Source organism: Bacillus sp. AFS053548 (assembly GCF_002575105.1).
Classification (GTDB): Bacteria; Bacillota; Bacilli; order Bacillales; family Bacillaceae_G; genus Gottfriedia.
Map to the genome: position 1 here is coordinate 23,160 of NZ_NUHI01000017.1, position 25,253 is coordinate 48,412.

A 25,253-nucleotide genomic window follows, 5' to 3' on the forward strand; every position below is an offset into this window, starting at 1 on the left:
GAGCTAGGAGGATGAATTTTGAAAGAATAGAAGGAATAAAAATTTTTGAATCTGAAAAACTAAAGAACTGACCATAAAACACTTCAGTTTGGCAAATCTCTTAAAAGAAGAAAAAGGCAACGTACTAATTTCCGCTGCCTTTTATTTTGTATTATTTAGTTTTTAAAACAAGCTCAGCCACACACTCAACATGAGCAGTATGCGGAAACATATCAACAGGCTGTAAATACTTCACTTCATAACTCTTACTCAATACCTTCAAATCCCTAGCCAACGTAGAAGGATTACAAGAAACATATACTAATTTCTTCGGTTTAATCTTTAATACAGTATTTAAAAACTCCTCATCACAACCAGTTCTCGGTGGATCCGTTATGATAACATCTGGTTTCCAGCCTTCGTTTAACCATTTCGGTAATACTTGTTCAGCTTTACCTGCTTCGTAATGAGTATTTGTAAAACCATGGCTTAGGGCATTTGTTTTCGCATCGATGATCGCTTCTTTCGTAACGTCCATGCCTCGAACTTCTTTTGCGTCTTTTGCTAGCCATAGTCCGATTGTCCCTACTCCGCAATAAGCATCTACGACTTTTTCTGTTCCAGTAAGTGCTGCTGCTTTTTTGACTTCATCATATAGCTTAACTGTTTGTTCAGGATTTAATTGGAAAAACGCTCTAGCCGAAAGTTCGAATGATAAGTCTCCAAGCTTTTCTTCAATTACTTCTTCACCTGATAAATAGACAGTTTCACGACCAAAGATCACTGAAGTCATTTGGTTATTAATGTTTTGCATTAAGCTTGTAACTTCAGGAATTCGCTTTTTAATTTCACTGATTAGTTCATTTTTCTGAGGAAAATCTTTCGTTCCTGTTACAAGTACTAATTGGATTTGACCTGTACGTAAACCAACTCGCGCTACGATTGTTCGAATTACCCCTTTATTTTTTCGTTCATTATAAACAGGGATATTTAAACGAGTTAAAATTTTCTTCACTTTACCAGTAATTTTATTTAAATCCTCATGTTGGATTGGGCAATGGCCAATATCGACAACATTATGAGAGTTTTGTGTATATAGTCCAGCGATGATTTTATTTTTTTCTAGCCCAGCTTGAAGCTGACTTTTGTTTCGATAATTCCAAGGATTTTCCATACCGATCGTTTCTTTAATTGGTGTTTTTTCTAGTAAATCTTTCGCATACTTTTCCATTGCTTGGATGACAATGTCGCGTTTATATCGAAGTTGTCCTTCATAAGATGCATGCTGAATTTGACAGCCACCACATTTTTCATAGATTTTACAAGTCGGCTCTACACGATCTGGTGATGCTTTTCGAATACGTTGAATTTTCCCTTCAGCAAAACCGTTACGAACATTCGTTACCTCTGCTACTACTTCCTCACCAGGTAATGCTCCTTTAATAAAGACTACTTGTCGTTTGAAGTAACCGACACCCTCACCATTAATCCCGATACGTTTAATTGTAATAGGAAAGGATTGTCCTACTTCTAATTTATTTTCTAACTGATTGCTCATATATACAACTCCATTATTCTATGCTCTTCCAAAGATAAAGGGCAGCGTAGCTTCCAAACGGAGAAACCTGTTCCTTTACATAATCCATTATTTCTTTTGAAGGCTTTTCATCTAAATTTAAAAGCTTTTGAAGTGCGATTTGAATTCCAACATCACCAACCGGGAAAATATCTTTTCGACCTAGACCAAATAATAAGAAGTTTTCAACTGTCCAAGGACCGACTCCCTTTAGTTTAATTAACTCCTTAGAAATTTCATCCGAAGATAATGTCCGATAATCTTGATGACTTAAAACTCCCTCACTCCAAGCTTTAGCAATTCCAATCATATATTCAGCTTTTCTAGTACTAAGCTGCAAATCTCTTAACTCATCTATTGTTAAATTAGCAATTATTTCAGGTGATGGAAAAAACCACGAATTACCAATTCTTTCACCATACATTCGAACAAATCGTTTTGTTACTTGGATTGCAAATGTACGCTGTATTTGTTGATGAATAATACATGTAATTAAACAGGCAAAAGGATCATTTGAAACGGTAATTGGTGTATGTCCAAAAAGGTCAACTAGAGGAGAAATTGTAGTTTGTCTTAAATGATGATGTAGTTCGTCAAATTCTGTTTGCCATTGCAAAATAGTCGCAACTTCTTCGAGAATTTTCTCTTTATTTTCATGTTCACTAATAACTTCAAATTGAACCGGAACATCATTTATTTTCTTAACCTTTACAACTGCTTGTTCCCCATCAATATAAAGTGGAACGCTTAACCGCTTTTCAGCAGAATGCACTGTAAAAGTTGGCTCATGCTCTAATCTCTTTAAAACTTCTTCCCATTTATATGGTGTTTCTAAAGCAACCTCTTCCTTCCACATTCTCCCGTTCCTCCTTAATTACTCTGAAGTGTATTATAGCATAACAAGTACCGCTTAAGTAAATTTGTGTGAAACGCAAAAAAACTAGAGAAATAATCTCTAGTTGAGTGTGATAAAAATTTGATTTTTAGTCTGAAAATACAAAAAAAGCTTGGGGACTAGTCAAGCTTTCTTTGACACAGTGAACTACCCACCACTTAGTAAACCTTCCGGTCTACTTGAAGTGGGGGCTTCTCGACTTATCGTTGCTTTTACTAGCCAACGAAAACTGACCGAGCTACCCCTCTTGTTCCAAGAGTTTTTGCTTCTATGCTAATAAAATAGGCGAATACCTTCATTTTTGATATTGACTGCTGAATTGTAGTCACGATCTGTCGCATAACCGCATGAACAATGGTAGGTGCGTTCAGATAGTTTCATCAGTTTTTCTGAACCACAACAAGAACACTTCTTAGTGGAAGGAAACCACTTATCAATTTTCACAAACTGTTTTCCTTGTTCTTTTAGCTTGTACGCTAAGAAAGTAGTGAACATACCCCAACCATTGTCGTGAACGCTTTTACCAAAATGAAGGGCTTGAGACATTCCTTTCATGTTCAAGTCCTCAATTACGACAGCATCAAAGTTAGAAGCTAATTCTTTTGACTTATGATGAAGGAAATCTTTGCGTTGGTTCGCTACTTTCTCATGAAACTTAGCCACTACTAGACGTTGCTTATTCCAACGTGCAGAACCTTTTTTACGCTTAGAAAGAATCCGTTGTGCTTTTGCTAATTTTTCTGACATAACACGATAGTAGCGAGGATAATTGGCTTTCTCATTCTCGCTACTCACATATAATTCAGCCATAGCAAAGTCTAATCCAATAACGTTTTTCACTTCTTTTTGTACAAATTCTTTTTCGTATTCTGTCAAAATAGAAACATAGTATTTACCTGTAGATGTCATGGAGATTGTGCATGACTTGATTATGTGGTCTTGTGGAATTTTTCGATGTTGTCTGATTCGTACCATTTTTAGCTTTGGTAATTTGATATGGCGAGCAAATAACAGTATGTTTCCGTTTACGAGATTGGTCGTATATGAATTTCTACCCTTTTTGTTCTTGAATGTAGGAAAGTCATTGTGACCACTAAAGAAATTCTTAAAAGAAGTTTGCAAATTTAGTTGAGCGTTTGCTAAGGCTAAAGAATCAACTTCTTTTAACCACTCAAATTCTGCTTTATATTTTGCAGGAGTTGGAAACTTTTGTTTCTTTAGTTGTTCTTTATCATCTTTGTATTTCTCGTATGTTTCTTTTCGTTCTGCCAACATTTTGTTGTATACGAATCTCACACAACCGAAAATTTTTCGCATAAGTAATGCTTGTTCTTCTGTTGGGTATAAACGAAACTTATATGCTTTATTGTGCTTTGCCATATCATTCCACCTCACTTTTGACCTTGATTTTCAATTTATTTCTTAATGGTAACTGTTGTAGCAGACAGAAACTTCTTGGCTAAAGCCAACCGAAAGTCATTAAATTTTAAGGGAATTGGGAAACTTTCAAGTCCAATTAGGTTTCAAAACTTATCAAATATCGCTACAGCGGTGTGGATATTTGCTATACTTAAATGATAACGATTATCATTTTCAAAGTCAAGTGTTGGATAAAAATAATTTACTTTTTGCAGTTACTCCCTCAAAACGATTATTCCCCTCTACTCTCCTCTACCTTAAAATATCTCCGTAAATAATTGGAAATAATACAAGTACGATACCTACTTACCATTCGTAAATTCTGTTCTTTCGAAGACGCATTAGGTTATAATTTATGATAAACTATTTAATTGAAAGTAGAGACTAGTGAGGTAAGACTATAATGGAAAAAGCCAAAGTTAGTGTAGTCGTTGTTGCACATAATCATGAAGATGTCTTAAAAGATTGCCTAAACAGTTTACAAGGTCAATCATTAACAGATATTGAAATGATTATTATAGACAACGGTTCATCTGATAATAGTAAAGAAATAATTGAGGAATATTCGAATTCACATAAAAATTTTCGCTCCATATCATTAGAGCAAATGACAAAAAACAAAGCACGTAACATAGGTTTACATGAAGCTACTGGAGAGTTTGTGGCATTTATCGATGCGGATGATATTGTTAATCCATCAGCCTATGAAAATTTATATAACAGTGCAATAAAAGATCATACTGATATCGCTTTAGGAAATATCCAATTATTTAATGGTACAAGAAAATGGGAACACCATGAATTAAAATCAATCATAAAAAAAGATTTACCAACATTACGAGAGTTCCATAAACATCCGGAACTTCTGTTAAATCCTTCTATTAAAAATATGATTATTAAGAGAAGTTTATTAAACGATAATCAATTGCAATTCAATGAGTCTTTAACAGAACAGCAAGATTTATTATTTACCCAACAATCTTTTATTTGTTCAAATAAAGTTTACGTAACTTCAGATATCGTAATTAAAGTGAGAGATTTAACGAACAGTGATGTCATCAAACAAACTAGTACTTTAGAATTTTTTGATAACCTTCTCGTTACTCAAACAGAATTAATAAACTATTATAATTTGAAAGATATCACCTCTCACTACTCGCATGTTGAGAAAAAATTATGGGATTATTATTTAACGTCATTACTGACAAAGGCATACTATTTCCCTTCCGAACAGTACAAAGAACTTTTAAGGATTTCATCGGATTTTGCTAAAAACTTGTCTAAAAATCTAATGGAAAATAATACTTCTAAAATTAGTAAAGTATTTTATACAATTTTTCTTAATCAAGATCCAGAAGAATTTCATTTATTGATGACTCTATTATCAGATCGTACCTTACAAAAAGGTGCAGTAATGATAGAGGGAAAATATTATCATTATTTTGCAAAGTATTTTCCGAAATATAAAGAATACCTAGAAATTAAGGAATTTAATTTACATCAAAAAATTGAAATCCTTTCGTTACGAGGTGACCGCTTGCAAGTTGGTGGCTTCGCATTTATCGAGGAAATTAATAATTTAGATTCTATTAAGGAATTACAGTTTAAAAATAAATCAAATGGTCAACTCATTACAGTTACACTCGAAACTCTTGAGCGTTCTGATTTGTCCTATCTTTTCTCAAAAAATAGTATCAATTATAGCGATGGTGGCTATAAAACAACTACAATTGAGCTAAGTAAAATATTACCTGATGGCGATTATGAAGTGTTTATTTCGGTAAAAGTTGGAGATATTTCACTAAGAAAACCACTTCATATTTTCTATTTTTCAACAAAGGCAAATTCAAAACCAGCAACAACTAAAACACACAGTATCGTACCTTATTTTCCAAAGAAAAATTTGCACATTCGAATCAAAAAAACAGGCTTACTCGGAAAATTAAAAACAAAGATCCAAAAATCATTCCGTGATATCGTTTATGAATTTGGGTTACTTGTACTAAGGAGAGAATGGAAGTCATTCCTTATTTTTTACCTTTACCGTTTAACGCAAAAATACTATCGAAATAAGCATATTTGGTTAATTGGAGAACGAAAAGATACGGCACAAGATAATTCATACCACTTATTCAAGTACATTCAAAAAAATAAAGTAAGAGATAACTGTTATTATTTGATTGATAAAAAGGCAAAGGATTACGAATATATAAAGGAATTCGGAAACATTGTACAATATGGTAGTTTAAAGCACACACTTTACTTACTAACTTGTGATAAAACAATTAATGCCTATTCTGAGCGTGCCAACATGTACACGCACGAGTACTTACAAGTTTTAAAATGTCATCCTGAGTGGCAGCAAAATCAAAAAATCCTTATTCAACATGGCGTTATTGGAGTTAGTCGTGTAAATCATGTACTAAATAAAAATCGAATGGGCTATTCACTGTTTATCGTTTCATCTGATTTTGAAAAAGATCATATTGTTAACGAATTCGGTTATGCTGAAAATGAAGTGGCCGTTACTGGATTAGCTAGATGGGATGCACTCGAAAATACAGGGAATGGGAAAACCATATTAATCATGCCAACGTGGAGAAACTGGAATAAAAGTACTCAGCAATTAATGAACTCTGAATACTTTAACCGTTATTTCTCTTTACTAAGTAATCCTGAATTTCATCAAATACTAGAAAAAAATGATTTAAATATCATTTTCTATCCGCACTACCAGACTCAAATTTATATGAAGGAAGTTCCGGATTTCCATAAAAGAATAAAAACGATCCGTCAAGGTGAAGAGACTGTCCAATCACTATTAAAAAGATCAGATTTATTAATCACCGATTATTCAACAGTTTCATTTGATTTTTCATATATGGAAAAACCAGTTATTTTCTATCAGTTTGACTATAAGCGATTTTATTATGAGCATTACAACCAAGGACCAATTACACAAGAATTACTTTTTGGCGAAGTTGTAACTGAAGAAGAGCAAGTTCTTAACGGAATAAAAAAATTCGCTAATAAAGATAAACAATTCCTAGAAAATACAGTTGAAAATCCATTTGTAATCAAAACACCTAAGCAACATGCTAAACTAAACTACGAAGCAATCGCAAACCGTTAAAGAAAACTCTAAAATTGGCTACTACGGCGAGTACGACCCCTTGCTGCCAATTAAAGAATAAAAAAGCTAATGATTTAAGCAGTTAATAAAACTACTTAATCATTAGCTTTTTATTTTTTAGGTACATAAAAGTTCGGATCAAACCCGCTTCGTTCCATCATTAAGTCATCTAAACTTCTAAAATGATACCCACGTTTATGTAAGCCAGTAATAATTTCATCCATCGCTTCTGCATTATCCTTCGATACAGTATGCATTAATATAACTGCTCCAGGATGAATCATTTTCATCACATTATCATAAGCATATTTCCAACCTCTTTGTTGATCAACCTTCCAATCAACATATGCCAATGACCAGAAAATATTTTCATATCCTTGTTTATTAACTAGTTGTAAAGTACGTTCGCTAAAAACTCCTCTTGCAGGTCTGAAATATTTCATATCTGATCGGCCAGTCAATTCCTGATATGCCATTTTAACTTGTTCCAATTCCTCAATAATCTTTTGATCACCAATCGTTGTCATATCAGGATGACTCCATGAATGGTTTCCGACTATATGCCCTTCATTAACCATTCGTTTCACTAATTCAGGATTTTCCTTAATATAATGACCTGTTATAAAAAAAGTCCCATGAACACCATGTTTCTTTAAAACATCCAAAAACTTTGGTGTAAAGCCATTTTCATAACCATTATCAAAAGTTAAATAAACATCTTTTTTTGTAGTATCCCCTAAATACACTGACCCCGTATTTGATACCAATTTATTAAGTTGCTCACCAGCATCAGGTGGAGTCTCATTTTTCGCAGGAACAATCCCCCAGCCATGTGGCGTATTACTATAAGCAAATGTAGTACTAGGATATACTAAGAAAAAAGTAAGAATATATACAATTATTTTTTTCAATTCATTCACCTCACTTAAAAATAGTATCTGTTAAAAATAGTATCTGTAAATAAATTAGAAATATGAAAAGAATTGGTGTATTTTTGACATAAAACTAAAATTTTCTAACATGGATTTTTGATCAAAAGAAGATGCTTGTATGACTGGATGTGTTTTTCGATTTAACCTGAAATTTTTTGAACTTAGGACCATTAATTTACCCTAAAATTAGACTTTTTCTTCATGATTTAACTACTTATTTGCACGCTAGAGGGGCTTATTTGCTGTTTTCATTTATTTAATTGCAGATATGCCATTTTTATTTGCTGTTTTCGTATTTTTAATTGCTGTTATGCTATTTTTAATTGCAGTTTTCGTATTTTTATTTGCAGTTCCATTCTTATTTGCAGAGTTAAAACGTTTATTTGCACTTATCATATTTTCATTTGCAGCTCTCATTCCTTTATTTGCAGTATTAGAACGCTTATTTGCAGCACAGTTCTTATTTGCAGTATTAGAACATTTATTTGCTCTTATTACATTTTTATTTGCTGTTTTCGTATTTTTAATTGCAGATATGCTATTTTTATTTGCCGTTTTCGTATTTTTATTTGCAGTTCCATTCTTATTTGCAGAGTTAAAACGTTTATTTGCTCTTATCACATTTTTATTTGCAGCTCTCATTCCTTTATTTGCAGTATTAGAACGCTTATTTGCAGCACAGATCTTATTTGCAGAATTAGAACATTTATTTGCACTGATCACATTTTCATTTGCATATCCCCTCCCTTTATTTGCAGCCCCCCACAAAACAAAAAAAAGCAATGCCAAAAAAATGACATTGCCCTTAAATCTCAATTATTAAAATACCTTCTTAGCCATAGTAGCTAATTTCTCAAGTGAACTCTTATCTACATCTTTATGCAATGAATTACCATGAGAATCCATTGTTACTACTGCTTTGAAGCCTTCAACTTGTAAGTGCCACATAGCTTCAGGAATACCAAACTCTAGGTAGTTTACGTCTTTTACTTCTTTAATACATTGTGAGTAGTATTGTGCTGCTCCACCAATTGCATTTAAATAAACGCCGCCGTGGTCTTCTAGAGCTTTTAATGTTTTTGCACCCATTCCGCCTTTACCGATTACAGCGCGAATGCCGAATTTTTTCATGATATCGCCTTGGTATGGCTCCTCACGAATACTTGTTGTTGGACCAGCTGCTTTAATGTGATATTTGCCTTCTTCATCTTTTAATACTACAGGTCCACAGTGGTAAATAATTTGTCCATTTAAATCGACTGGACAATCGTGGTCTTTTAAATGATGGTGGATTGCGTCGCGTCCAGTGTACATCATGCCACTAATTGAAACTACATCTCCAACTTTTAAATCACGGATTTGTTCTTCTGTAATTGGAGCTACTAATTTGACTTCGCGTGGTGCTTCAGTCGTTTCATTCGTTTCATTTGTAAAGCTAATTTCTTCGCCTTCGCGGTATAGCCATTCTGAAATATCACCAGTTTCAGGATTGATTTTCATTCCTAAACGGCGGAATGCCCAGCAGTTATAAGCTACTGAAACGAAGAAGCTCGCCGGTAGACGGTTCATTACACCGATTTTACAGCCAAGTAGAGTTGTTTCTCCACCAAAGCCCATTGTTCCTACGCCAAGCTTGTTAGCATTTTCCAAAATGTAATCTTCCATTGCTTTAAGCTCTGGAATTGAATTTTCATCATCAGATAAACGGAATAATTGATCCTTTGCAAGCTCATAACCGCTAGTACGGTCTCCACCAATACCAACTCCGATGAAACCTGCGCTACAGCCTTGTCCTTGTGCTTGGTATACGCTGTGTAAAATACATTTACGGATACCATCTAAATCACGACCTGCTTTTCCAAGTCCTTCAAGTTCGCATGGTAAGCTGTATTGGATGTTTTTATTTTCACATCCGCCACCTTTTAAGATTAGGCGAATATCGATATAGTCACTTTCGTGTTGCTCAAATTTAACAACAGGAGTACCTGGTCCTAAGTTATTTCCGCTGTTTTTACCAAATAAAGAATCTACAGAGTTAGAACGAAGCTTACCATCTTTTGTAGCTTGTTCAATCGCAGCATAAATTGCTTCTTTTATCACAAGTTGGTTTACCCCAACTGGCGTTTTCACTTTAAAAGTTGGCATACCAGTATCTTGGCAAATAGGTGAAACATCGCCCTCAGCCATCATGATATTGTTTGTAATCGTTTCCAATGCGATGGCGCTTCTTGTACCTGCAGTTTCACTTGCTTTAGCTTGTCTGATTGCTTTACGTACGTCTTTTGGTAGATTTGTTGATGTTTCTACAATTAATTGATAAATACTTTCCTGTATGTGTTGCATTCATGCTCCCCCTTAAAACCCTTTATAAAAATACTGAATGTTCCCCTCTTCATTATAATACAATTTTTAATAAACGGAATAAAAAAAGCCCTTCAGAATTAGTTTCTGATTTGGGCAAATATTTAGCTACTTCTATAGTTAACAATTTAACAATGTACACATACTGTTCGCTTTCCAATAAAAAAAGCCCATTACAATGGACTCAATCTGGGCGATTTACTTCACGACATTTACTTTCTAAGTCATCTAAAACTGATAATAATTGATCTAGCTCTTCTAAGCTTACTTCTTCAGCTTCTAATGATTCAATTGTTTCCATTACTGAATTAAAACGTTCTTTAATATAGGATAATTGTTCTGTGTTTGACATGAAATGATCGTCCTTTCTAATACAATTGCTATTTATATTATACCCGTTGCCATTAATTTATATATATCTATAAATTTTTGATGTTTGCTTCCCTGTTCAACGTGTCCGATTTTACCGAAGCTACTCTCGTTTGGTTTAACACTCCAAGGGCGTAAATTCGGATACAACGAATCCTACATAGTTGAGCAATCGTTTAAGTGATTATTCTCAACTTTTTTAATTGACTTGGTTTTCGTCTGATTTTTAGCCTACCCACTATCATGGTTCTACCCAATGCAGAAGTCACTTTCGCGAAACATCCTAGATTCACAGTAGGTAAACTAATTGTATCATGAATTTATTATTACGTAGCAAGGCAATTGGAAACATTTCCGCTTTCTTATGTTAAAGTTTGATAACTTTTCACAGAAAATTATTAATTTATTTAGCAGTTACTTGCCTAATTCGACATTTTTTTAAATTTTAGGAAGTTATTTCTATACAACGCTTAACTTTCTTTCTTATAATAGTTGAGGAAAATTAAATTAGTCTAATACTTATGGGTGCAGTTTTGTACCTAAAGGAGTAATCACATGAAAAAATTATTACAACAAATAACGCCTACATATGATCCTTGGGAAGCGTATTTAGATGTTGAAGAGTATGGTAAAAACATGCTTACAAATGTAGAGTTTACGACTACAACGATATGTAATATGCGCTGTGAGCATTGTGCTGTCGGATATACTTTACAACCAAAGGATCCAAATCCACTACCTATTGAGCTAGTTTTAAATCGCTTAGAAGAGATTGAAAAGCTTCGTTGTATTAGTATCACTGGTGGAGAACCGATGCTTTCAAATAAAATGTTGAACGGATATGTTGTGCCTTTATTGAAATATGCACATGAACGTGGCGTACGTACTCAAATTAATTCAAATCTAACATTAGATTTTGAAAGATACGAAAAAATAATTCCTTATTTAGACGTGCTACATATCTCTCATAATTGGGGAACTGTTGATGAATTTGTAGAAGCAGGATTTGCGATGATGGAACGTAAGCCGACATATGCGCAGCGTGCTAAATTATTCGAAAACATGATTGAAAACAGCCGACGCCTTGCTGATGCTGGAGTTATGGTATCCGCTGAAACAATGTTAAACAAACGTACTCTTCCATACTTAGAAAAAATCCATCGTCAAATTATAGAAGAAATGAAATGTCAGAGGCACGAAATTCACCCTATGTATGCCAGCGATTTCGCTAGTACATTAGAAGTACTTACAAAATCAGAACTTCGCGAAGCAATTTCAACTTTACTTGATGTTCGTGATGAAAATATTTGGATGCTATTTGGTACTCTACCGTTTTATCCATGTAGCGATGATCAAAACGATTTAGACATCATTCAAAGATTATATAATAGTAAGAATGTAACATTACGAAATGACCCTGATGGTCGTTCTCGCTTAAATGTAAATGTATTTGATGGTAGCATCATCGTTACTGATTTTGGTGATGTACCTCATCTAGGAAATATTCAAACCCATACATTACAAGAAGCATATGATACTTGGACATTATCAAAAACTGCAAATGAACTAAGCTGTCATTGCCCAGCAGTTAAATGCTTAGGACCTAATATTCTTGTAAAAAACAGCTATTATCCTGAAACTGATTTTTCGAATAGAAGTACTAAAATTTTAAAGGGAAATTAAATTCTTTAAAAAGAGCATGTCATTTTTTGGCATGTTTTTTTGTGTAATTAAAACAAAAAACCACAAGGAAAATAATCTACCTTGTGGATCTCTCTATTATCTAGGGTGTGGTGAAGCAAAATAACCAAATGAAACATAATCTTGAACAGGTATCCATGCACCTACACCTTGTGATACTACATTTTTAACTTGTAGAGTTCTTTTATTACCTTTTAAGATTAAGTAGACTTCTCCAAATGTGACTTTTCCTTTTTCATTAACTGCAGGAGCATAAGCATATAAATAGCCGAGTTGCTTTGGTGGTACATTATATACTCTCTCGTTTTTAGTTCCAGCTCCAACTACTGTTTGGAATGCTAGTGGGAGAGTTGTTTTCTCTGATGCATCATGCATCATTAAATTAATCACGTCATCCGCATTTCTTACTTTAGCAGTTAAACCACCTTTAATAATTTGTTGCGAATTTTGGTAGTATTTTATTCGTCTGTATGCTTTATCTCCTCTATTATCTAAAAAGTTTGTATTAATTTTTTTATATTGCCAATTAATTGTTGTCTCATTTGATTCGTAATTTAAAGGCCAAACTCCTAAGAAAATTTTCGCATTATAGCCTACTGCAAATGGTGCTTTGCTGACATAGGATTCATTAAACATACGAATTAGATTGGGATTCTCAATTTTCACATTTGATGAATCTAATAACTGCTTAGCTAATCCCCCTGGTTGAAGTTCTGGTAGGTCCTGAGTTGGATTAGGGTAAGTATTCTCTTTTGTCACGTTTGCAGCCGAACGTGGGACTTTAATATCTGAATTAGCTGCAAAAGTTGTTTGTCCATTATTTAAAGAAATAATTAAAATAGCTATATTAACAAGAACGAATGGCTTAAACCATTTAGACATATTCATGCCCCTTTCACAAATAAGGAAATTATTACTCTTAGCATGAACATTTTATGTAAATATATGTATTCCTTAAAATGAAAAATTTTGCTATGAACTCAGCTTAATATAAAGTTTCTCAATTGGACCTCTTAACTTCTGCAAAATAGGTCCAATACAGAATGTAATTAAGACGGTTCCGATTCCAATTGGACCTTTTAGAAGAAATGCCAATACTAAAGCAAACACTTCACCAATCGTTTTTGCCACGCCTAAACTTACTCCAAACCGCTTATTTAGCGAAATCATTAAATCATCTATTGGACTTAACGGAAACTTAGCTTGCAAATAAATTGCAATACCAATAGTCATACTTAAAATGGCTAGTCCTAATTGAATATATCTAGTGACCATATTTGAATCAAATAAATGCTCCGACTCTACAGTTAGCCAAAAATCAAGAAATCGTCCAATTAAAATAAACGTAATCGCAGCAAGCCAATCCGGTCTTTTCCTTTGTAAAAAAGCATTTACAAACAACAGTATTGATGAGTTAATAATAATCCAATTTCCAACAGATAAGCCAAAGGTTTTCGACTCACCAACAGCTAATGCATCCCATGCACTAGCTCCTAGTCCAGCTTTAATCGCTAAACTAATTCCTAAAGTTAAAAATAGTAATCCAATTAAATAAAATAGAGTTCTTATTATTATTTTCAAGTATTACCACCTTCAATTTTCGTTTTTATAATAAGTAGAAACCGATTCCCATAATCAAATAAGCAGCTAATAATGTTAACCCTTCAAACCAGTTTGTATCTCCGTCATTCATAATCGCAATTGTTAAAAATACGGAAGTAATCATCGAGATTAATTCCGGCATGGAAAATATTAATGGCATTCTTTCCCCAATAAACAATGAACAAATCACTAACACTGGCGCTACGAACATAGCAATTTGTAATGATGAACCAACAGCAATTTCTACCGAAACCCCTACTTTATTTTTATATGCCATCACAATTGCAGATGCATGTTCAGCAGCGTTACCAACGATTGCAACAACGATTATACCGATAAATAATTCAGTCCATCCGAACTTATCTCCCACTGTCGTAAACGTATGAACTAGCTTCTCTGAAACATATCCAACAGCAACAGTAGCTAACGCTAAAATAATCATGGCTTTCCCTGTTCCCCACTCAGCTTCTTCATGCTCTTCTACGATCTCTTGATTTTTAGCTACGTAAACCCCACGATGTGTAACTAATTTGAAGTAAAGTGCTGCTAGATATAAAACCATTAAAACAATCGAAACACCTACACTAAGTGCCATCTTATCATTTGCAGTCATTTTAACTGAAAAAATTTCAGGAATGACAAAGGCTAGTACGACCGCAAAAATCAATAACCCTGAATTATGTCTCGCATCGTAAACATTAAAGCTTTGACGTTTATATTTTAATCCACCAATAAAAAAGGATAGTCCACCTACAAGTAGTAAGTTTCCTATTACAGAACCTGTTAATGATGCTAACACCACTTCCGATAAGCCATTTTGTAATGCAAAAATCGCGATAATTAACTCTACCGCATTCCCGAATGTCGCATTTAAAAGTCCCCCAATTCTCGGACCAGCTGCAATCGCTAAGCTTTCAGTAGCTCTTCCCATAATGCCGGCTAATGAAATAATCGTTATACAGTAAATGATAAATAATAAAATCTCGCTCCAATGCATCAAGCTCCCAATTACCGATAATGGTACACCGATAAACGTAACAATAAAAAATAAACGATGAGCCATAAAAACCTCCTAAATAAATTTCCTTATAAATATCATATGCAAAAGACTTAAAAAAATAGGTTTAAATGTAAAACAATTAACAAACACTTAAAGTGTTGATGGCAAAAATCAGCTATCACTTGGATAAAAGTTTAGTTTTTACTTATATTGCTCAAAGGATTATGACCTCGAGAACTAGAATATCTTATGTTGGAGATTCGGTTGGTAGAAAAGATTTCTACCTCCCTTTCTTCTGAACTAGGAGGGAGTTAATAAAAATGATTCAGCAAAATATTATGAAAGTACTTAAAGCGAAACAATTAGGTCTATTTACAACCATTCGTGAAGACTTTCCGCATAGTTGCTATATGGTATTTTTCTTTAAAGGCCTAACACCTTATATCGCTACAAATAAGAATTCACAAAAAGTAGAAGATATAAAAAATAATCCAAACGTACATATACTACTGGGTCATGATGGTGATCAATTAGATGATAATTTTGTAGAGATGTTTGCAAGAGCTGAAATAATTGAAAATGCAGATCCTGAAGAGAAAGTATGGACTGAGGAGTTATCTAGATGGCTTGAAGGTCCTGAGGATCCTAACTATGTATTGATTCAAATGAATCCAGTTAAAATCGGTTATGTAGAGAAAGCAGGTACAGAACCTACTTTTATAAAGCTTTGAAAAATGAAATCTTATCTAATTGAATTTAGATAAGATTTTTTTGTTGAAAAGCTATAATCAATTTTTCGTAAAGGAGTATAGTGATGTTGATTTCCACTGCAGGATGCTCGCTTTCCATGGGGCGGGACCTGAGCCTCCTCGGCTAGCCTGCGGGGTCTCAGCCTTCCCGCTTATCCCATAGGAGTCGAGCATCCCTCCGTTCCAATCAACTTTTTCATCTAAATAAGTCTGCATAATAAAACTACTTTAATAAACTTTACTTAGAGTAATAAAAGATCATTGACCAGTATTACTTCAAGTAAATCGAACATTATCTTGTAAACTAATCGTTTGAACCTTTTTTTCTAAAAATTAGACCTTAATATTTTTAATTACGAAACTATAAACAATTACTAGGGTTTATAATTAAATTTCTTAAACATACAAATATTTAAAATCATTTATTAAACAACAATAATGTTCACTTAATTTACGGTTTCACTATTGAACCTTAATATTTCATCATTTTGGAAATGTTTTGTTTTTATAACGTCTTTCTTTTTACCGTTTATTAATTCATACCAAAAAATCCATTCGATTAAACTCGAATGGATTTTTGAACTTTTGCTTTAAGCTTCTTACTTATTAATAAAAATAAACATGCCCCTATTAGAGCTCCAATTGAATCAATTACTACGTCTTGAACTAACGGAGTTCGATTGGCAGTAAAGGATTGGTGGAATTCATCCGAAGCTGCATAAAGGATTGAAAAAATTACACCAACTAAATAGGCTTTCTTCACATAAAGCTTTGCTAATCTTGTAGTAAAAAAGGCAAGTAGAAGATAGATTGTAAAATGGGATAGTTTTCGAATAAAGAACTCTGTAAATCCTGCTACTCCAAGCTCTTTTATACTTACTTTATGTCCAGCGTAGTCAAAATGGACAAATGTAAAATGCTTCATTAAATCATATAAAAATGTTATATGGCTTATTTCTGGTCTTATGTCTTGTTTTTCATACGGTGTTGCTGATGAATAAAAGATAATGCCAGCTAAAAGGATCACAGGTATCCAGTATTTAATAAATGTTTTAAAAGAAATAGAATTTTTCATTCTTATTGATCTTTTATTCTACTTCATTAAGTTTTTGTTTTATATAGTCTAATAAGTCATCTCTTAAATCATCACGTTGAAGTGCAAAATCAATCGTTGTTGTAATAAATCCTAATTTTTCACCAACATCATAGCGCTTACCTTCAAAGTCGTATGCAAATACTCGTTGAATTTTATTCAGCTTTTGAATTGCGTCTGTTAATTGGATTTCTCCACCAGCTCCAACTTCTTGTTCTTCTAGGAATTCAAAAATTTCAGGAGTTAATAAATAACGTCCCATAATTGCTAAGTTTGATGGTTGAGTTCCTTTTGCTGGTTTTTCAACAAAATTGCGTACTTGATAACGTCGTCCATCTCGCTCTACTGGGTCAACAATACCATAACGATACGCTTCATCTTCAGGAACCTCTTGTACACCGATTACTGAGGAATGAGTTAATTCGTACTGTTCAATTAATTGTGCTACACCTGGTACGTCTGCTTGAATAATATCATCTCCAAGTAGTACAGCAAATGGTTCATCTCCAATAAATTTACGAGCGCACCAAACAGCGTGTCCTAATCCTCTTGGCTCTTTTTGTCTAATATAATGAATCTCTACTTTTGAAGACTCTTGCACTCTCTCAAGTATTTCATATTTCTTTTTCTCTAATAGATTTTGTTCTAATTCGAATGAAATATCAAAATGGTCTTCGATTGCGCGTTTACCTTTACCAGTTACGATAATGATGTCTTCAATTCCTGCTTCAATTGCTTCTTCAACAATATACTGAATTGTCGGTTTGTCTACGATTGGCAACATTTCTTTTGGCATTGCTTTTGTAGCCGGTAAGAAACGAGTACCTAATCCCGCTGCTGGGATAATGGCTTTACGTACTTTTTTTATTTTGTTAGTATTTTCCACAATTAATCACCTAATATTTTTTATAGTATATATTAATCAAGTTTAAGCTTTTAATCATCTCTCAACTGAATAATAAAGTATTTCACATATATAATGCAAGGAAACCTAAGCTTTTCAAAACTTAGGTATCCTATATAGCTATTTAATTAATTATAATGCATATTCTTTTCACGATCTTTTGCACGTTCTTCAGTAGATAATTTATTGTACTCAGTAAGGAAATTTTGATAGTTATCGCATACAGGACCAATGTCTCCGTACTCTACCAATTTTCCATAATGAATCCATAATCCTTTTGTACAAAAATCTCTTACTTGACCTAATGAGTGACTAATAAAGAAGATTGTTTTTCCTTGTTCTTTAAACTCATTCATTTTATCTAAACAACGTTTTGTAAATGTTGGGTCACCAACAGATAATGCTTCGTCAATTACCATAATGTCTGGATCAATATTAACGGAAATTGCGAATCCTAATCTTGATCTCATACCGCTTGAATATGATTTAACTGGTTGGTTAATAAACTTACCAATTTCAGCAAACTCAATAATATCAGGCGTAATCTTTTCAATTTGTTTTACCGTAAGACCCATCATTAAACCTTTAAGTCTAATATTTTCTAAACCAGTTAATCGATTATCTAATCCAGCTTGAATCGCAATCAGTGAAGCAACACCATTTACTTCAACTTCACCCGCGTTTGGCATTGTCACACCCGCGATTAAGTTAGACATGGTACTTTTACCAGAACCATTTAATCCGATTATCCCTACGATTTCACCTTGTTCAACCTCAAAGGATAATTCTTTAAGGGCATAAAAATACTCGCCACCTTTACCGCCAAAGAATAAATCCTTTAACTTGTCGGTCGGCTTACTATACAATTTAAACTTTTTTATAACATTTTTAAAAATAACTTTTTTTGTCATTGTGCTCACCTTCTATAGGAAATCAACAAATTGCTTTCTAAACTTAATATGGAAAATAGAGCCAATTGTAAAGATAATTATTAACACTGCCCAAAAATATACTGTATATTTTGAGAAAATAATATCTGAATGACCATATAAAAGAGCTCCACGATAACCTTCTACAATATAATAAAAAGGATTTAATTTCATTATAAAAAATAAAATTTTTGATGCACCAGAACCTCTAGATGGCTCCCACAGAATAGGAGTTAAATACAAGAGCATTCTAGTAAAGGACTGAATAAAAAGATGAATATCCCTAATCATTGTTGAAAGTGTTGAAGTAAATAGCCCTAATGCAATATTAAATAATAAACCTACTATCATAAAATAAATCAGAGCAATAATATTCATTTGATCAAACCCTTGACTTACAACAACCCCAATAAATAGTACTCCCATCATAAATACATGGGTATTAAATCTTGAAAGTACTACATAAGTAGGAATGATACTTAATGGAAAATTCATTTTTGAAACTGTCCCAATACGATTGAAAATTGAACTTGAACCTTGCATGATTGAGTTACTAATAAAAAACCAAGGAATAAGTCCACAAAGCATCCAAATTAGAAAGGGAATACCATTAACTGGAGCTCCACCTCGTATACCTGTACCGAAAGTTATCCAATATACTGCAATTTGAAATAGTGGGTTTAAGAAAACCCAGATAACGCCAAGTTGGCTATCAGCATACTCTTTACGCGTCTCATATGACGATAATCGGAATATGAGTGATAGATTATTAATCTGTTCTTGCAAAACTGTTTTTATACTATTCATAGATTTACCACATTCTCTTTAATTACTTTATTTATATTACCATAGTTTACAAAATTCATTCTTGAACTATTTGAAGGATTAACGCAGTTTCTAGTATCAAAAACGATTGGTTTTTTCATTAAAGGTGCTAATTCGTCATAATTCATGTTTTTAAATTCATTATGATCAGTAAGTACTAAAATTAGATTAGCATCCTTTACTGCATCTTCTGCAGATAGAAGTGTAAATGTTTCTGTACTAGCAACGTGTGGATCATGAGCTGCTACAGTAATGCCTTCATTTTTTAATAGTTCAATGATATCCATTGCTGGACTTTCACGCATATCATCTACATTACCTTTATATGTTACACCGAAAGCAGCAACTTTTGGATGATCAACATTTCCAATAATTTTCTTAACATTTTCAACAACATAGCTCGGCATAGATGAATTTGTTTCACGAGAAAGATTGATTATTTTAGCAAGGTCAGGTGCTTTTGCCACAATAAAGTAAGGGTCTACTGCTAAGCAATGCCCCCCAACCCCTGGACCAGGTGAATGTATATTAACTCGTGGGTGTTTATTAGCCATTTCAATTACATCTAGTACGTTGATATCAAGCGTATTACATACTTTTGTCAGTTCATTTGCTAGTGCGATGTTAACATCACGGAATGTGTTTTCCATTAACTTAGACATTTCTGCTGTTTTTGCATCAGTTCGAATAATTTCACCTTGTACGAAAGTACTATATACTTTTGCTCCTGCTTCAGAACACTGAGGTGTAATTCCACCAACTATACGGTTATTATAAATTAATTCGTGCATAATTTGACCAGGTAATACGCGTTCTGGACAATGTACTAAAAATAAATCTTCACCAACTGTAAAGCCTGATGCTTCTACTAATGGTTTTACAAAGTCATCCATACTACGTGGAGCAATTGTTGATTCTACAATTAATACATTCCCTTTTTGTAAGTAAGGAATCGTCGATTTAACTGCACTTAATACGTAAGTTAAATCACAAGATTTATGCTCATCATCATTATTTGGTGTTGGTACTGCGATAATAAACGCATCAGCAGCTTCAGGTGTTAAAGAAGCTTTAAATAAACCTTTAGACACTACATCTTTCACTACTTCTGCTAATCCTGGTTCTTCAATATGAATTTCCCCTGCATTTAGCTTATCAACTACACTTTGATGTATATCTACACCAACTACTTCTACCCCATGTTTCGCGAACATTGCTGATGTTGGTAAACCAATATATCCTAGACCAATTGTACAAATTTTCATTTAGATTACCTCTTTCAATAAAATCACTTAATTTGTATTAATTACATTAATGCTATTTTATAATTTTTTTCTAAAATAGATATACATCGTAACAATAATAATACAATAAATTAATATTTTCAGTATTACCCAAATGCGAAATATAATATAAATTTTACAATTTTATATCCACTTAATAAAACTTTTATAAAATTTTTAATACAAATTATTTGGTCCCTATCATTTAAAAAGATTTTATATCTTTATACAAATCTTTTCGTAAAATTTTTAAGTTTATTGCCTAAAAATTTAATTCTACCTCTAGTACTTACTTCTTTAATAGATAAAGTCAACTCATGATTTACATAAACAGGTGTAATTTGTTGTTTACCTATAATTGACGATTTTAAGTGCACCCGATCGTTTTTAGAAATTTGAAGATCAGTCTGATAGAATAAATCTTCTACTTCCGTCTTAATTGAGACTTTCCAATCACCTGATGACAAATACGATAGAATGGGAATTGTTACTGTATTAAAATCAACGTATTTATATTGTTTGGAATGCGTTTCATTACGTTCAATCGTTGCATTATCTACTAATTTAATGTTGATTATTTCTCTACTTTTGTTATTGGTAAAAATCATTTCCATACTTTTAATCGCTGATGGGATATTCGCATAATAAACGGAACCACCAATTGTAAAGATTCCTTTATCTAAACTAATATTTTTGATATTTTGACCAATAAGAAAAGTATTTTTAGATGAATCAACAGCATAATCTGGAAAATGCTCTAACAAGTATTTATGATACTCACTATTCATTCTTATTTGGTCTTTTGGGACATCACTATTTGTTAATACATTTAAAAACTTCAAAAAGCCATCTTTGTTTTCATCTAATATTAATTGAAGTAATAACAAATCCCGATTTTTTAAATTAATAAAAATCTCTTTATTGTTAATTATGTTAATAAAATCAACACAAATATTATATAAAGAAAATTGTTCTTCCTTACTTAATTTAGAAGCTTTAATATAAATTGAGTCAAAAAAGAATCTAAATTGTCTATTTTCAATTGTTTTTATCTCTTGCATTAACTCTAATTCATTATAAAGATTATTTAGTTCTTTTTGCGTTTTTAATAATTGTTCGAAAAAGCTAAGACTTACTTTTTTTACTAAACTACTATCTAAATCATTTACACGATATTGAATCATATCAATATCCTTCACAACTGTTTTATTCGAGAGTAATAAGCTTTGCTCTGTAAAGAGTAAATCTTCACCTATTCTTAATGATTCATCAAATTGAATATTTTTTTGTAAAATTAACTCTCTTTTATAAAGTTTATTCCAAACAGCAGGTGTAAAATGTAGTTCGTTATTTTTTCTTACATGTCTAATGGAAGGTAGATTCTTCTTAAAAACCTTCCCCATATATGCTAGGCGCCACTTTTTTAATTCATTAAAACAAATAAAATTTCCGATTGCTGTATCAGCATCATTTTCATCTGCTATTGCAAGTAATTTTTCATAAGCACCTTTAATTGCCAGGTCATCACTATCTAGAAAAGTAATATACTTTCCAGTTGCTTCTCGGATCCCCGTATTTCTAGCCGCACTAGGACCGCTATTTTTTTGAGAAATGAGTTTGACATTAGGGTGTCTTTCAGTAAAGTTTCTACTTATTTCTAAACTACCATCTGTCGAACCATCATCTACTATAATCAACTCTAAATTATTCATTCGTTGATTTAAAACTGATTCAATTGTATCTTTAATAAACATTTCGTTATTAAAATTAATTAATATCACGCTTAGACTATAAACTGTCATTAAATTACACCCCGTATTAGGAAGTAAATAGTTTTTTATCCTACATTAGTCGCTAGCTTTTGACCATTTAAGACTTTGTCATAAATTTCGATAAAAATCTTTTTCTCATTATTCCAATTGTAATGGTGACGTGCTTCTAAACAATTAGTACTCATTTTATCTCTTTTTTCTGGGTGATCTAAAAGATAGTTCACACCTTCAGCAATTGAATCGACTTCATGTGAATCAACGCATACACCGACATATTCTTTTTCTACAACCTTTTGGATCTCAGGGAAGCTACATGCTACAGCTGGAACACCGCTCATCATATATTCAAACAACTTATTTGATGATGCCGAGTAATGATTAAAATTAATATTATTTAAAACTTGAAAACCAAGATAAGCGTTTCGAGTATAATTTAAAAGCTCGTCTACTGGTACTTTATCGATAAATTTCACTCGATTTTCTAAATTCAATTGATCTACTAAATCTAAAAGCACAGGCTTAATCTTACCGTCTCCGATAAATACAACTGTCCCGCGTTTAAACTGAGGAGTAGCCTTAACGATTAGCTCTAAGCCACGCCCTTTTTGAATCCCACCTTGATACAACAAAATAGGTTCATTCGGATCTAATCCAAGTACTTCATGTAAATTGATTGCTTTTTTCTCTTCTGGTTTTGAAACGAACGGATAGTTATGGATCACCTCAGGTAAATCAATATGATATAAATCTTGAGTGTATTTCGCACGAGTATAATTTTCATGAATCATAATATCGATGTAACGTATTAAAAACTTTTCAATCTTACCAAAGATTGGATTTTCATAGCCAGATCGACTAGATTGTACTTCATGTGAATCATACACTAATTTACTACGATGAAATACTTTAGCACATAAAATACCTTGTGGTAATGTATTTAAATCATTTGCATGGTAAATATCATATTTCTTTTTACTGCCATGGTAGATCATTTGAAGAATATTATAACCCCTCGTTAAAATCACTCTTACATAACGATTCCCAAATAATATAATAACGGCTGCTACAATAATCGTTGCAATAATGTTTACAAATAACCCAGCAACTAATAAGATTGCTGCAAGTAATTTTGTCATTATATTTGATTTAAAGAAAATGTTGAGCTTTGCACAAAAGTTGATTAGATGATAGATTCCAAATGGTAAACGATTATTTACACGAATGACATTAAAACCTTCTTCATATCTTTCTCTCTTCGGTAATGTATCTGAATCATCATGTAATGCAATTAAATCTACATCATAACCTACTTCAGCTAATGCTGAACACTCACGTAATACACGCGCATCATTTGTAAAGTGGTTAAACACAAATGCACAAACTTTCTTATTCATGGATTTCCTCCATCACTTGAATTAACACATTAATATTCGTTTTCCATCTTAAATTTTTATAAGCATAATTGTATCCATTCTCACCAAGAGTTTTTCTTGCTGTTGGATTATTTGCTAATTCAATTATTTTCTCATACAACTCCTGTACTGATCCCTCTTTCAGAGCAATACCACATTTTGCACTTTCAATAATTTCACCTGCATAGCCCGATACATTTCCAATAATAGGTTTCTTTACGCTCATATAATCGATGATTTTTCCAGGTAATACAGTTTTAAAAACTTCCTGTTCAACAAGACTGACATATGCAATATCAGATTCCGATACGATTTTCAGTGTATCATTACGAGACTTGGCAGTGTGTAATGTAACGTTTTCTAACTTTTTATCTTCAATATATTTTTTTACTTCATTTGTATTTTTACCGTACCCGACAATCGTAAAAAATATATTTGGATTTTCCTTGAACATTTCAGCAACACTTAAAAGTTTGTTCAAGTCTTGCGCAAAACCTAAGTTACCTGTATAAGTAACTTCAATTTTTTGACTTTCCTCATTACTCGGAACTTCAATAGAAAGTTCTTCTTCCGATAGTGAGTTTGGAACGAACTTGATTTTGTCAGCTGGAACATTTTTATTTGTCATATAGTTTATAAAGCTACGACTATTAACAATGATTCTGGTTGCTTTTTTATATAATAGTTTTTCTACTTTATATGCCGTAGATAGGATTAATTTATTGGAGAACACTTTTACACCTACTAAGGATTCTGGCCATAAATCCCTAATATCTAATATTAAAGGTGCTTTTAATCTCCACTTTGCTATTAATCCAGCAATACCAACGAAAATTGGTGGTGACGTTACAAAAATATAATCGAATTCCTTTTTATATTTAAAAATAGCTCCTATAAAGCGGAACATAACTTCTAAATATAAATAAAGTCTCTTAATGATACTTGTAGAATGAGTTTTAATTGATGTATCAACTCGAACAATATCATCTTCATCGATTAGCTTTTCATTCCAGAATCGCTTATTTTCATAGAGTTCGCGGCTTGGATATCTAGGGTGTAAAGTAAGTACCTTCACATCGTAATTTTTTTCTTTTAATTCTAGATAAATATTTTTTAATCGATTTGCAGCACTCCCAATTTCAGGATAGAAGTGTTGAGTAATTAATAAGATTTTCTTTTTGTTAGCTGTAATATTAATACACCTCCTAAACAGTAATATTACATTCGGAAACTACAAAACAAGAGGTATTGTAACATAATTAGACCTATAATTCCATTAAATGCCCATTGTATTCATGTTACAGTTTGGCAAACTCTGT

At 32.7% G+C, this 25,253-nt stretch carries 20 protein-coding genes and 1 pseudogene; 3 read left to right on the forward strand and 18 right to left on the reverse strand.

Annotation, left to right across the window (positions count from 1 at the left end; all coding sequences use genetic code 11):
• Positions 1-151: 151 nt before the first annotated feature.
• The 3 genes from rlmD to CN946_RS09755 form a co-directional block, all read right to left on the reverse strand.
• Positions 152-1,537, reverse strand: coding sequence for a 23S rRNA (uracil(1939)-C(5))-methyltransferase RlmD (rlmD, locus tag CN946_RS09745; protein WP_098860949.1), 1,386 nt, complete (start codon positions 1,535-1,537; stop codon positions 152-154).
• 13 nt (positions 1,538-1,550) lie between these two features.
• Positions 1,551-2,411, reverse strand: a complete 861-nt coding sequence (locus CN946_RS09750; protein WP_098860950.1) for a DNA-3-methyladenine glycosylase family protein — start codon at positions 2,409-2,411, stop codon at positions 1,551-1,553.
• 312 nt (positions 2,412-2,723) lie between these two features.
• A complete protein-coding gene (locus tag CN946_RS09755; protein ID WP_098860951.1) occupies positions 2,724-3,830 on the reverse strand; it encodes an RNA-guided endonuclease TnpB family protein in 1,107 nt (368 codons plus the stop codon).
• Positions 3,831-4,272: 442 nt separating this feature from the next.
• On the opposite strand from CN946_RS09755, the gene CN946_RS09760 reads away from it, so the two are divergent.
• Positions 4,273-7,002: a bifunctional glycosyltransferase/CDP-glycerol:glycerophosphate glycerophosphotransferase gene (locus CN946_RS09760; RefSeq protein WP_098860952.1), complete on the forward strand. Its 2,730-nt coding sequence runs from the start codon at positions 4,273-4,275 to the stop codon at positions 7,000-7,002.
• Positions 7,003-7,112: 110 nt separating this feature from the next.
• On the opposite strand, the gene pdaA is transcribed toward CN946_RS09760, so the two are convergent.
• The 4 genes from pdaA to CN946_RS23445 form a co-directional block, all read right to left on the reverse strand.
• Positions 7,113-7,922: a delta-lactam-biosynthetic de-N-acetylase gene (pdaA, locus tag CN946_RS09765; RefSeq protein ID WP_483295381.1), complete on the reverse strand. Its 810-nt coding sequence runs from the start codon at positions 7,920-7,922 to the stop codon at positions 7,113-7,115.
• Positions 7,923-8,186: 264 nt separating this feature from the next.
• Positions 8,187-8,750, reverse strand: a complete 564-nt coding sequence (locus CN946_RS23140; protein WP_218012650.1) for a hypothetical protein — start codon at positions 8,748-8,750, stop codon at positions 8,187-8,189.
• Between the two features lie 3 nt (positions 8,751-8,753).
• Positions 8,754-10,277, reverse strand: a complete 1,524-nt coding sequence (locus tag CN946_RS09775; protein WP_098860955.1) for a fumarate hydratase — start codon at positions 10,275-10,277, stop codon at positions 8,754-8,756.
• 202 nt (positions 10,278-10,479) lie between these two features.
• Positions 10,480-10,647: an SE1561 family protein gene (locus CN946_RS23445; protein ID WP_098230791.1), complete on the reverse strand. Its 168-nt coding sequence runs from the start codon at positions 10,645-10,647 to the stop codon at positions 10,480-10,482.
• A 572-nt stretch (positions 10,648-11,219) separates the two neighbouring features.
• Here CN946_RS23445 and yfkAB point away from each other — a divergent pair.
• On the forward strand, positions 11,220-12,347 hold the full coding sequence (gene yfkAB / locus CN946_RS09785; RefSeq protein ID WP_098860956.1) for a radical SAM/CxCxxxxC motif protein YfkAB: 1,128 nt from the start codon (positions 11,220-11,222) through the stop codon (positions 12,345-12,347).
• A gap of 96 nt (positions 12,348-12,443) precedes the next feature.
• Here the strand turns inward: yfkAB and CN946_RS09790 are convergent, their stop codons facing one another.
• The 3 genes from CN946_RS09790 to cax all read right to left on the reverse strand — a co-directional run bounded on the left by CN946_RS09790 (position 12,444) and on the right by cax (position 15,030).
• Positions 12,444-13,247: a YfkD famly protein gene (locus CN946_RS09790; protein ID WP_098860957.1), complete on the reverse strand. Its 804-nt coding sequence runs from the start codon at positions 13,245-13,247 to the stop codon at positions 12,444-12,446.
• A 90-nt stretch (positions 13,248-13,337) separates the two neighbouring features.
• Positions 13,338-13,946: a YczE/YyaS/YitT family protein gene (locus CN946_RS09795; RefSeq protein ID WP_353616189.1), complete on the reverse strand. Its 609-nt coding sequence runs from the start codon at positions 13,944-13,946 to the stop codon at positions 13,338-13,340.
• A 25-nt stretch (positions 13,947-13,971) separates the two neighbouring features.
• Entirely contained in the window at positions 13,972-15,030 is a 1,059-nt protein-coding gene (cax, locus tag CN946_RS09800; protein ID WP_098860958.1) for a calcium/proton exchanger, read from the reverse strand.
• 257 nt (positions 15,031-15,287) lie between these two features.
• Here cax and CN946_RS09805 point away from each other — a divergent pair, with 257 nt between their 5' ends.
• Positions 15,288-15,698 carry a pyridoxamine 5'-phosphate oxidase family protein gene (locus tag CN946_RS09805; RefSeq protein ID WP_098860959.1) on the forward strand — a complete coding sequence of 137 codons (411 nt, stop codon included), beginning with the start codon at positions 15,288-15,290 and terminating at the stop codon, positions 15,696-15,698.
• Between the two features lie 577 nt (positions 15,699-16,275).
• Here CN946_RS09805 and CN946_RS09810 read toward each other — a convergent pair.
• From CN946_RS09810 to CN946_RS09845, 8 genes and pseudogenes are all read right to left on the reverse strand, one after another.
• Positions 16,276-16,791: a VanZ family protein gene (locus CN946_RS09810; RefSeq protein WP_098860960.1), complete on the reverse strand. Its 516-nt coding sequence runs from the start codon at positions 16,789-16,791 to the stop codon at positions 16,276-16,278.
• 13 nt (positions 16,792-16,804) lie between these two features.
• Positions 16,805-17,677, reverse strand: a complete 873-nt coding sequence (gene galU / locus CN946_RS09815) for a UTP--glucose-1-phosphate uridylyltransferase GalU (protein ID WP_098861018.1) — start codon at positions 17,675-17,677, stop codon at positions 16,805-16,807.
• 182 nt (positions 17,678-17,859) lie between these two features.
• Positions 17,860-18,624, reverse strand: a pseudogene (gene tagH / locus CN946_RS09820) (teichoic acids export ABC transporter ATP-binding subunit TagH); the annotation flags it as partial.
• Between the two features lie 12 nt (positions 18,625-18,636).
• Positions 18,637-19,449, reverse strand: a complete 813-nt coding sequence (locus tag CN946_RS09825; protein ID WP_098860962.1) for an ABC transporter permease — start codon at positions 19,447-19,449, stop codon at positions 18,637-18,639.
• Complete coding sequence (locus tag CN946_RS09830; RefSeq protein ID WP_098860963.1) at positions 19,446-20,732, reverse strand: nucleotide sugar dehydrogenase; 1,287 nt, start codon at positions 20,730-20,732, stop codon at positions 19,446-19,448. Before CN946_RS09830 ends, CN946_RS09825 begins: the two co-directional genes overlap by 4 nt.
• Positions 20,733-20,974: 242 nt before the next feature.
• Positions 20,975-22,552, reverse strand: a complete 1,578-nt coding sequence (locus CN946_RS09835) for a glycosyltransferase (protein WP_098860964.1) — start codon at positions 22,550-22,552, stop codon at positions 20,975-20,977.
• A gap of 35 nt (positions 22,553-22,587) precedes the next feature.
• Entirely contained in the window at positions 22,588-23,916 is a 1,329-nt protein-coding gene (locus tag CN946_RS09840; protein WP_098860965.1) for a glycosyltransferase, read from the reverse strand.
• Positions 23,909-25,009 (reverse strand): glycosyltransferase family 4 protein, encoded by a 1,101-nt coding sequence (locus CN946_RS09845; RefSeq protein WP_483295382.1) that lies wholly within the window; start codon positions 25,007-25,009, stop codon positions 23,909-23,911. The genes CN946_RS09840 and CN946_RS09845 overlap by 8 nt, the downstream gene beginning before the upstream one ends.
• Positions 25,010-25,253: the final 244 nt, after the last annotated feature.

What these genes read in the sequence shown, in the direction of transcription:
- rlmD (WP_098860949.1), bottom strand. Translation starts at nt 1,537, where the DNA reads ATGAGCAATCAGTTAGAAAATAAATTAGAAGTAGGACAATCCTTTCCT.
- CN946_RS09750 (WP_098860950.1), bottom strand. Translation starts at nt 2,411, where the DNA reads ATGTGGAAGGAAGAGGTTGCTTTAGAAACACCATATAAATGGGAAGAA.
- CN946_RS09755 (WP_098860951.1), bottom strand. Translation starts at nt 3,830, where the DNA reads ATGGCAAAGCACAATAAAGCATATAAGTTTCGTTTATACCCAACAGAA.
- CN946_RS09760 (WP_098860952.1), top strand. Translation starts at nt 4,273, where the DNA reads ATGGAAAAAGCCAAAGTTAGTGTAGTCGTTGTTGCACATAATCATGAA.
- CN946_RS09775 (WP_098860955.1), bottom strand. Translation starts at nt 10,277, where the DNA reads ATGCAACACATACAGGAAAGTATTTATCAATTAATTGTAGAAACATCA.
- CN946_RS23445 (WP_098230791.1), bottom strand. Translation starts at nt 10,647, where the DNA reads ATGTCAAACACAGAACAATTATCCTATATTAAAGAACGTTTTAATTCA.
- yfkAB (WP_098860956.1), top strand. Translation starts at nt 11,220, where the DNA reads ATGAAAAAATTATTACAACAAATAACGCCTACATATGATCCTTGGGAA.
- CN946_RS09790 (WP_098860957.1), bottom strand. Translation starts at nt 13,247, where the DNA reads ATGTCTAAATGGTTTAAGCCATTCGTTCTTGTTAATATAGCTATTTTA.
- cax (WP_098860958.1), bottom strand. Translation starts at nt 15,030, where the DNA reads ATGGCTCATCGTTTATTTTTTATTGTTACGTTTATCGGTGTACCATTA.
- CN946_RS09805 (WP_098860959.1), top strand. Translation starts at nt 15,288, where the DNA reads ATGATTCAGCAAAATATTATGAAAGTACTTAAAGCGAAACAATTAGGT.
- CN946_RS09810 (WP_098860960.1), bottom strand. Translation starts at nt 16,791, where the DNA reads ATGAAAAATTCTATTTCTTTTAAAACATTTATTAAATACTGGATACCT.
- CN946_RS09825 (WP_098860962.1), bottom strand. Translation starts at nt 19,449, where the DNA reads ATGAATAGTATAAAAACAGTTTTGCAAGAACAGATTAATAATCTATCA.
- CN946_RS09830 (WP_098860963.1), bottom strand. Translation starts at nt 20,732, where the DNA reads ATGAAAATTTGTACAATTGGTCTAGGATATATTGGTTTACCAACATCA.
- CN946_RS09835 (WP_098860964.1), bottom strand. Translation starts at nt 22,552, where the DNA reads ATGACAGTTTATAGTCTAAGCGTGATATTAATTAATTTTAATAACGAA.
- CN946_RS09840 (WP_098860965.1), bottom strand. Translation starts at nt 23,916, where the DNA reads ATGAATAAGAAAGTTTGTGCATTTGTGTTTAACCACTTTACAAATGAT.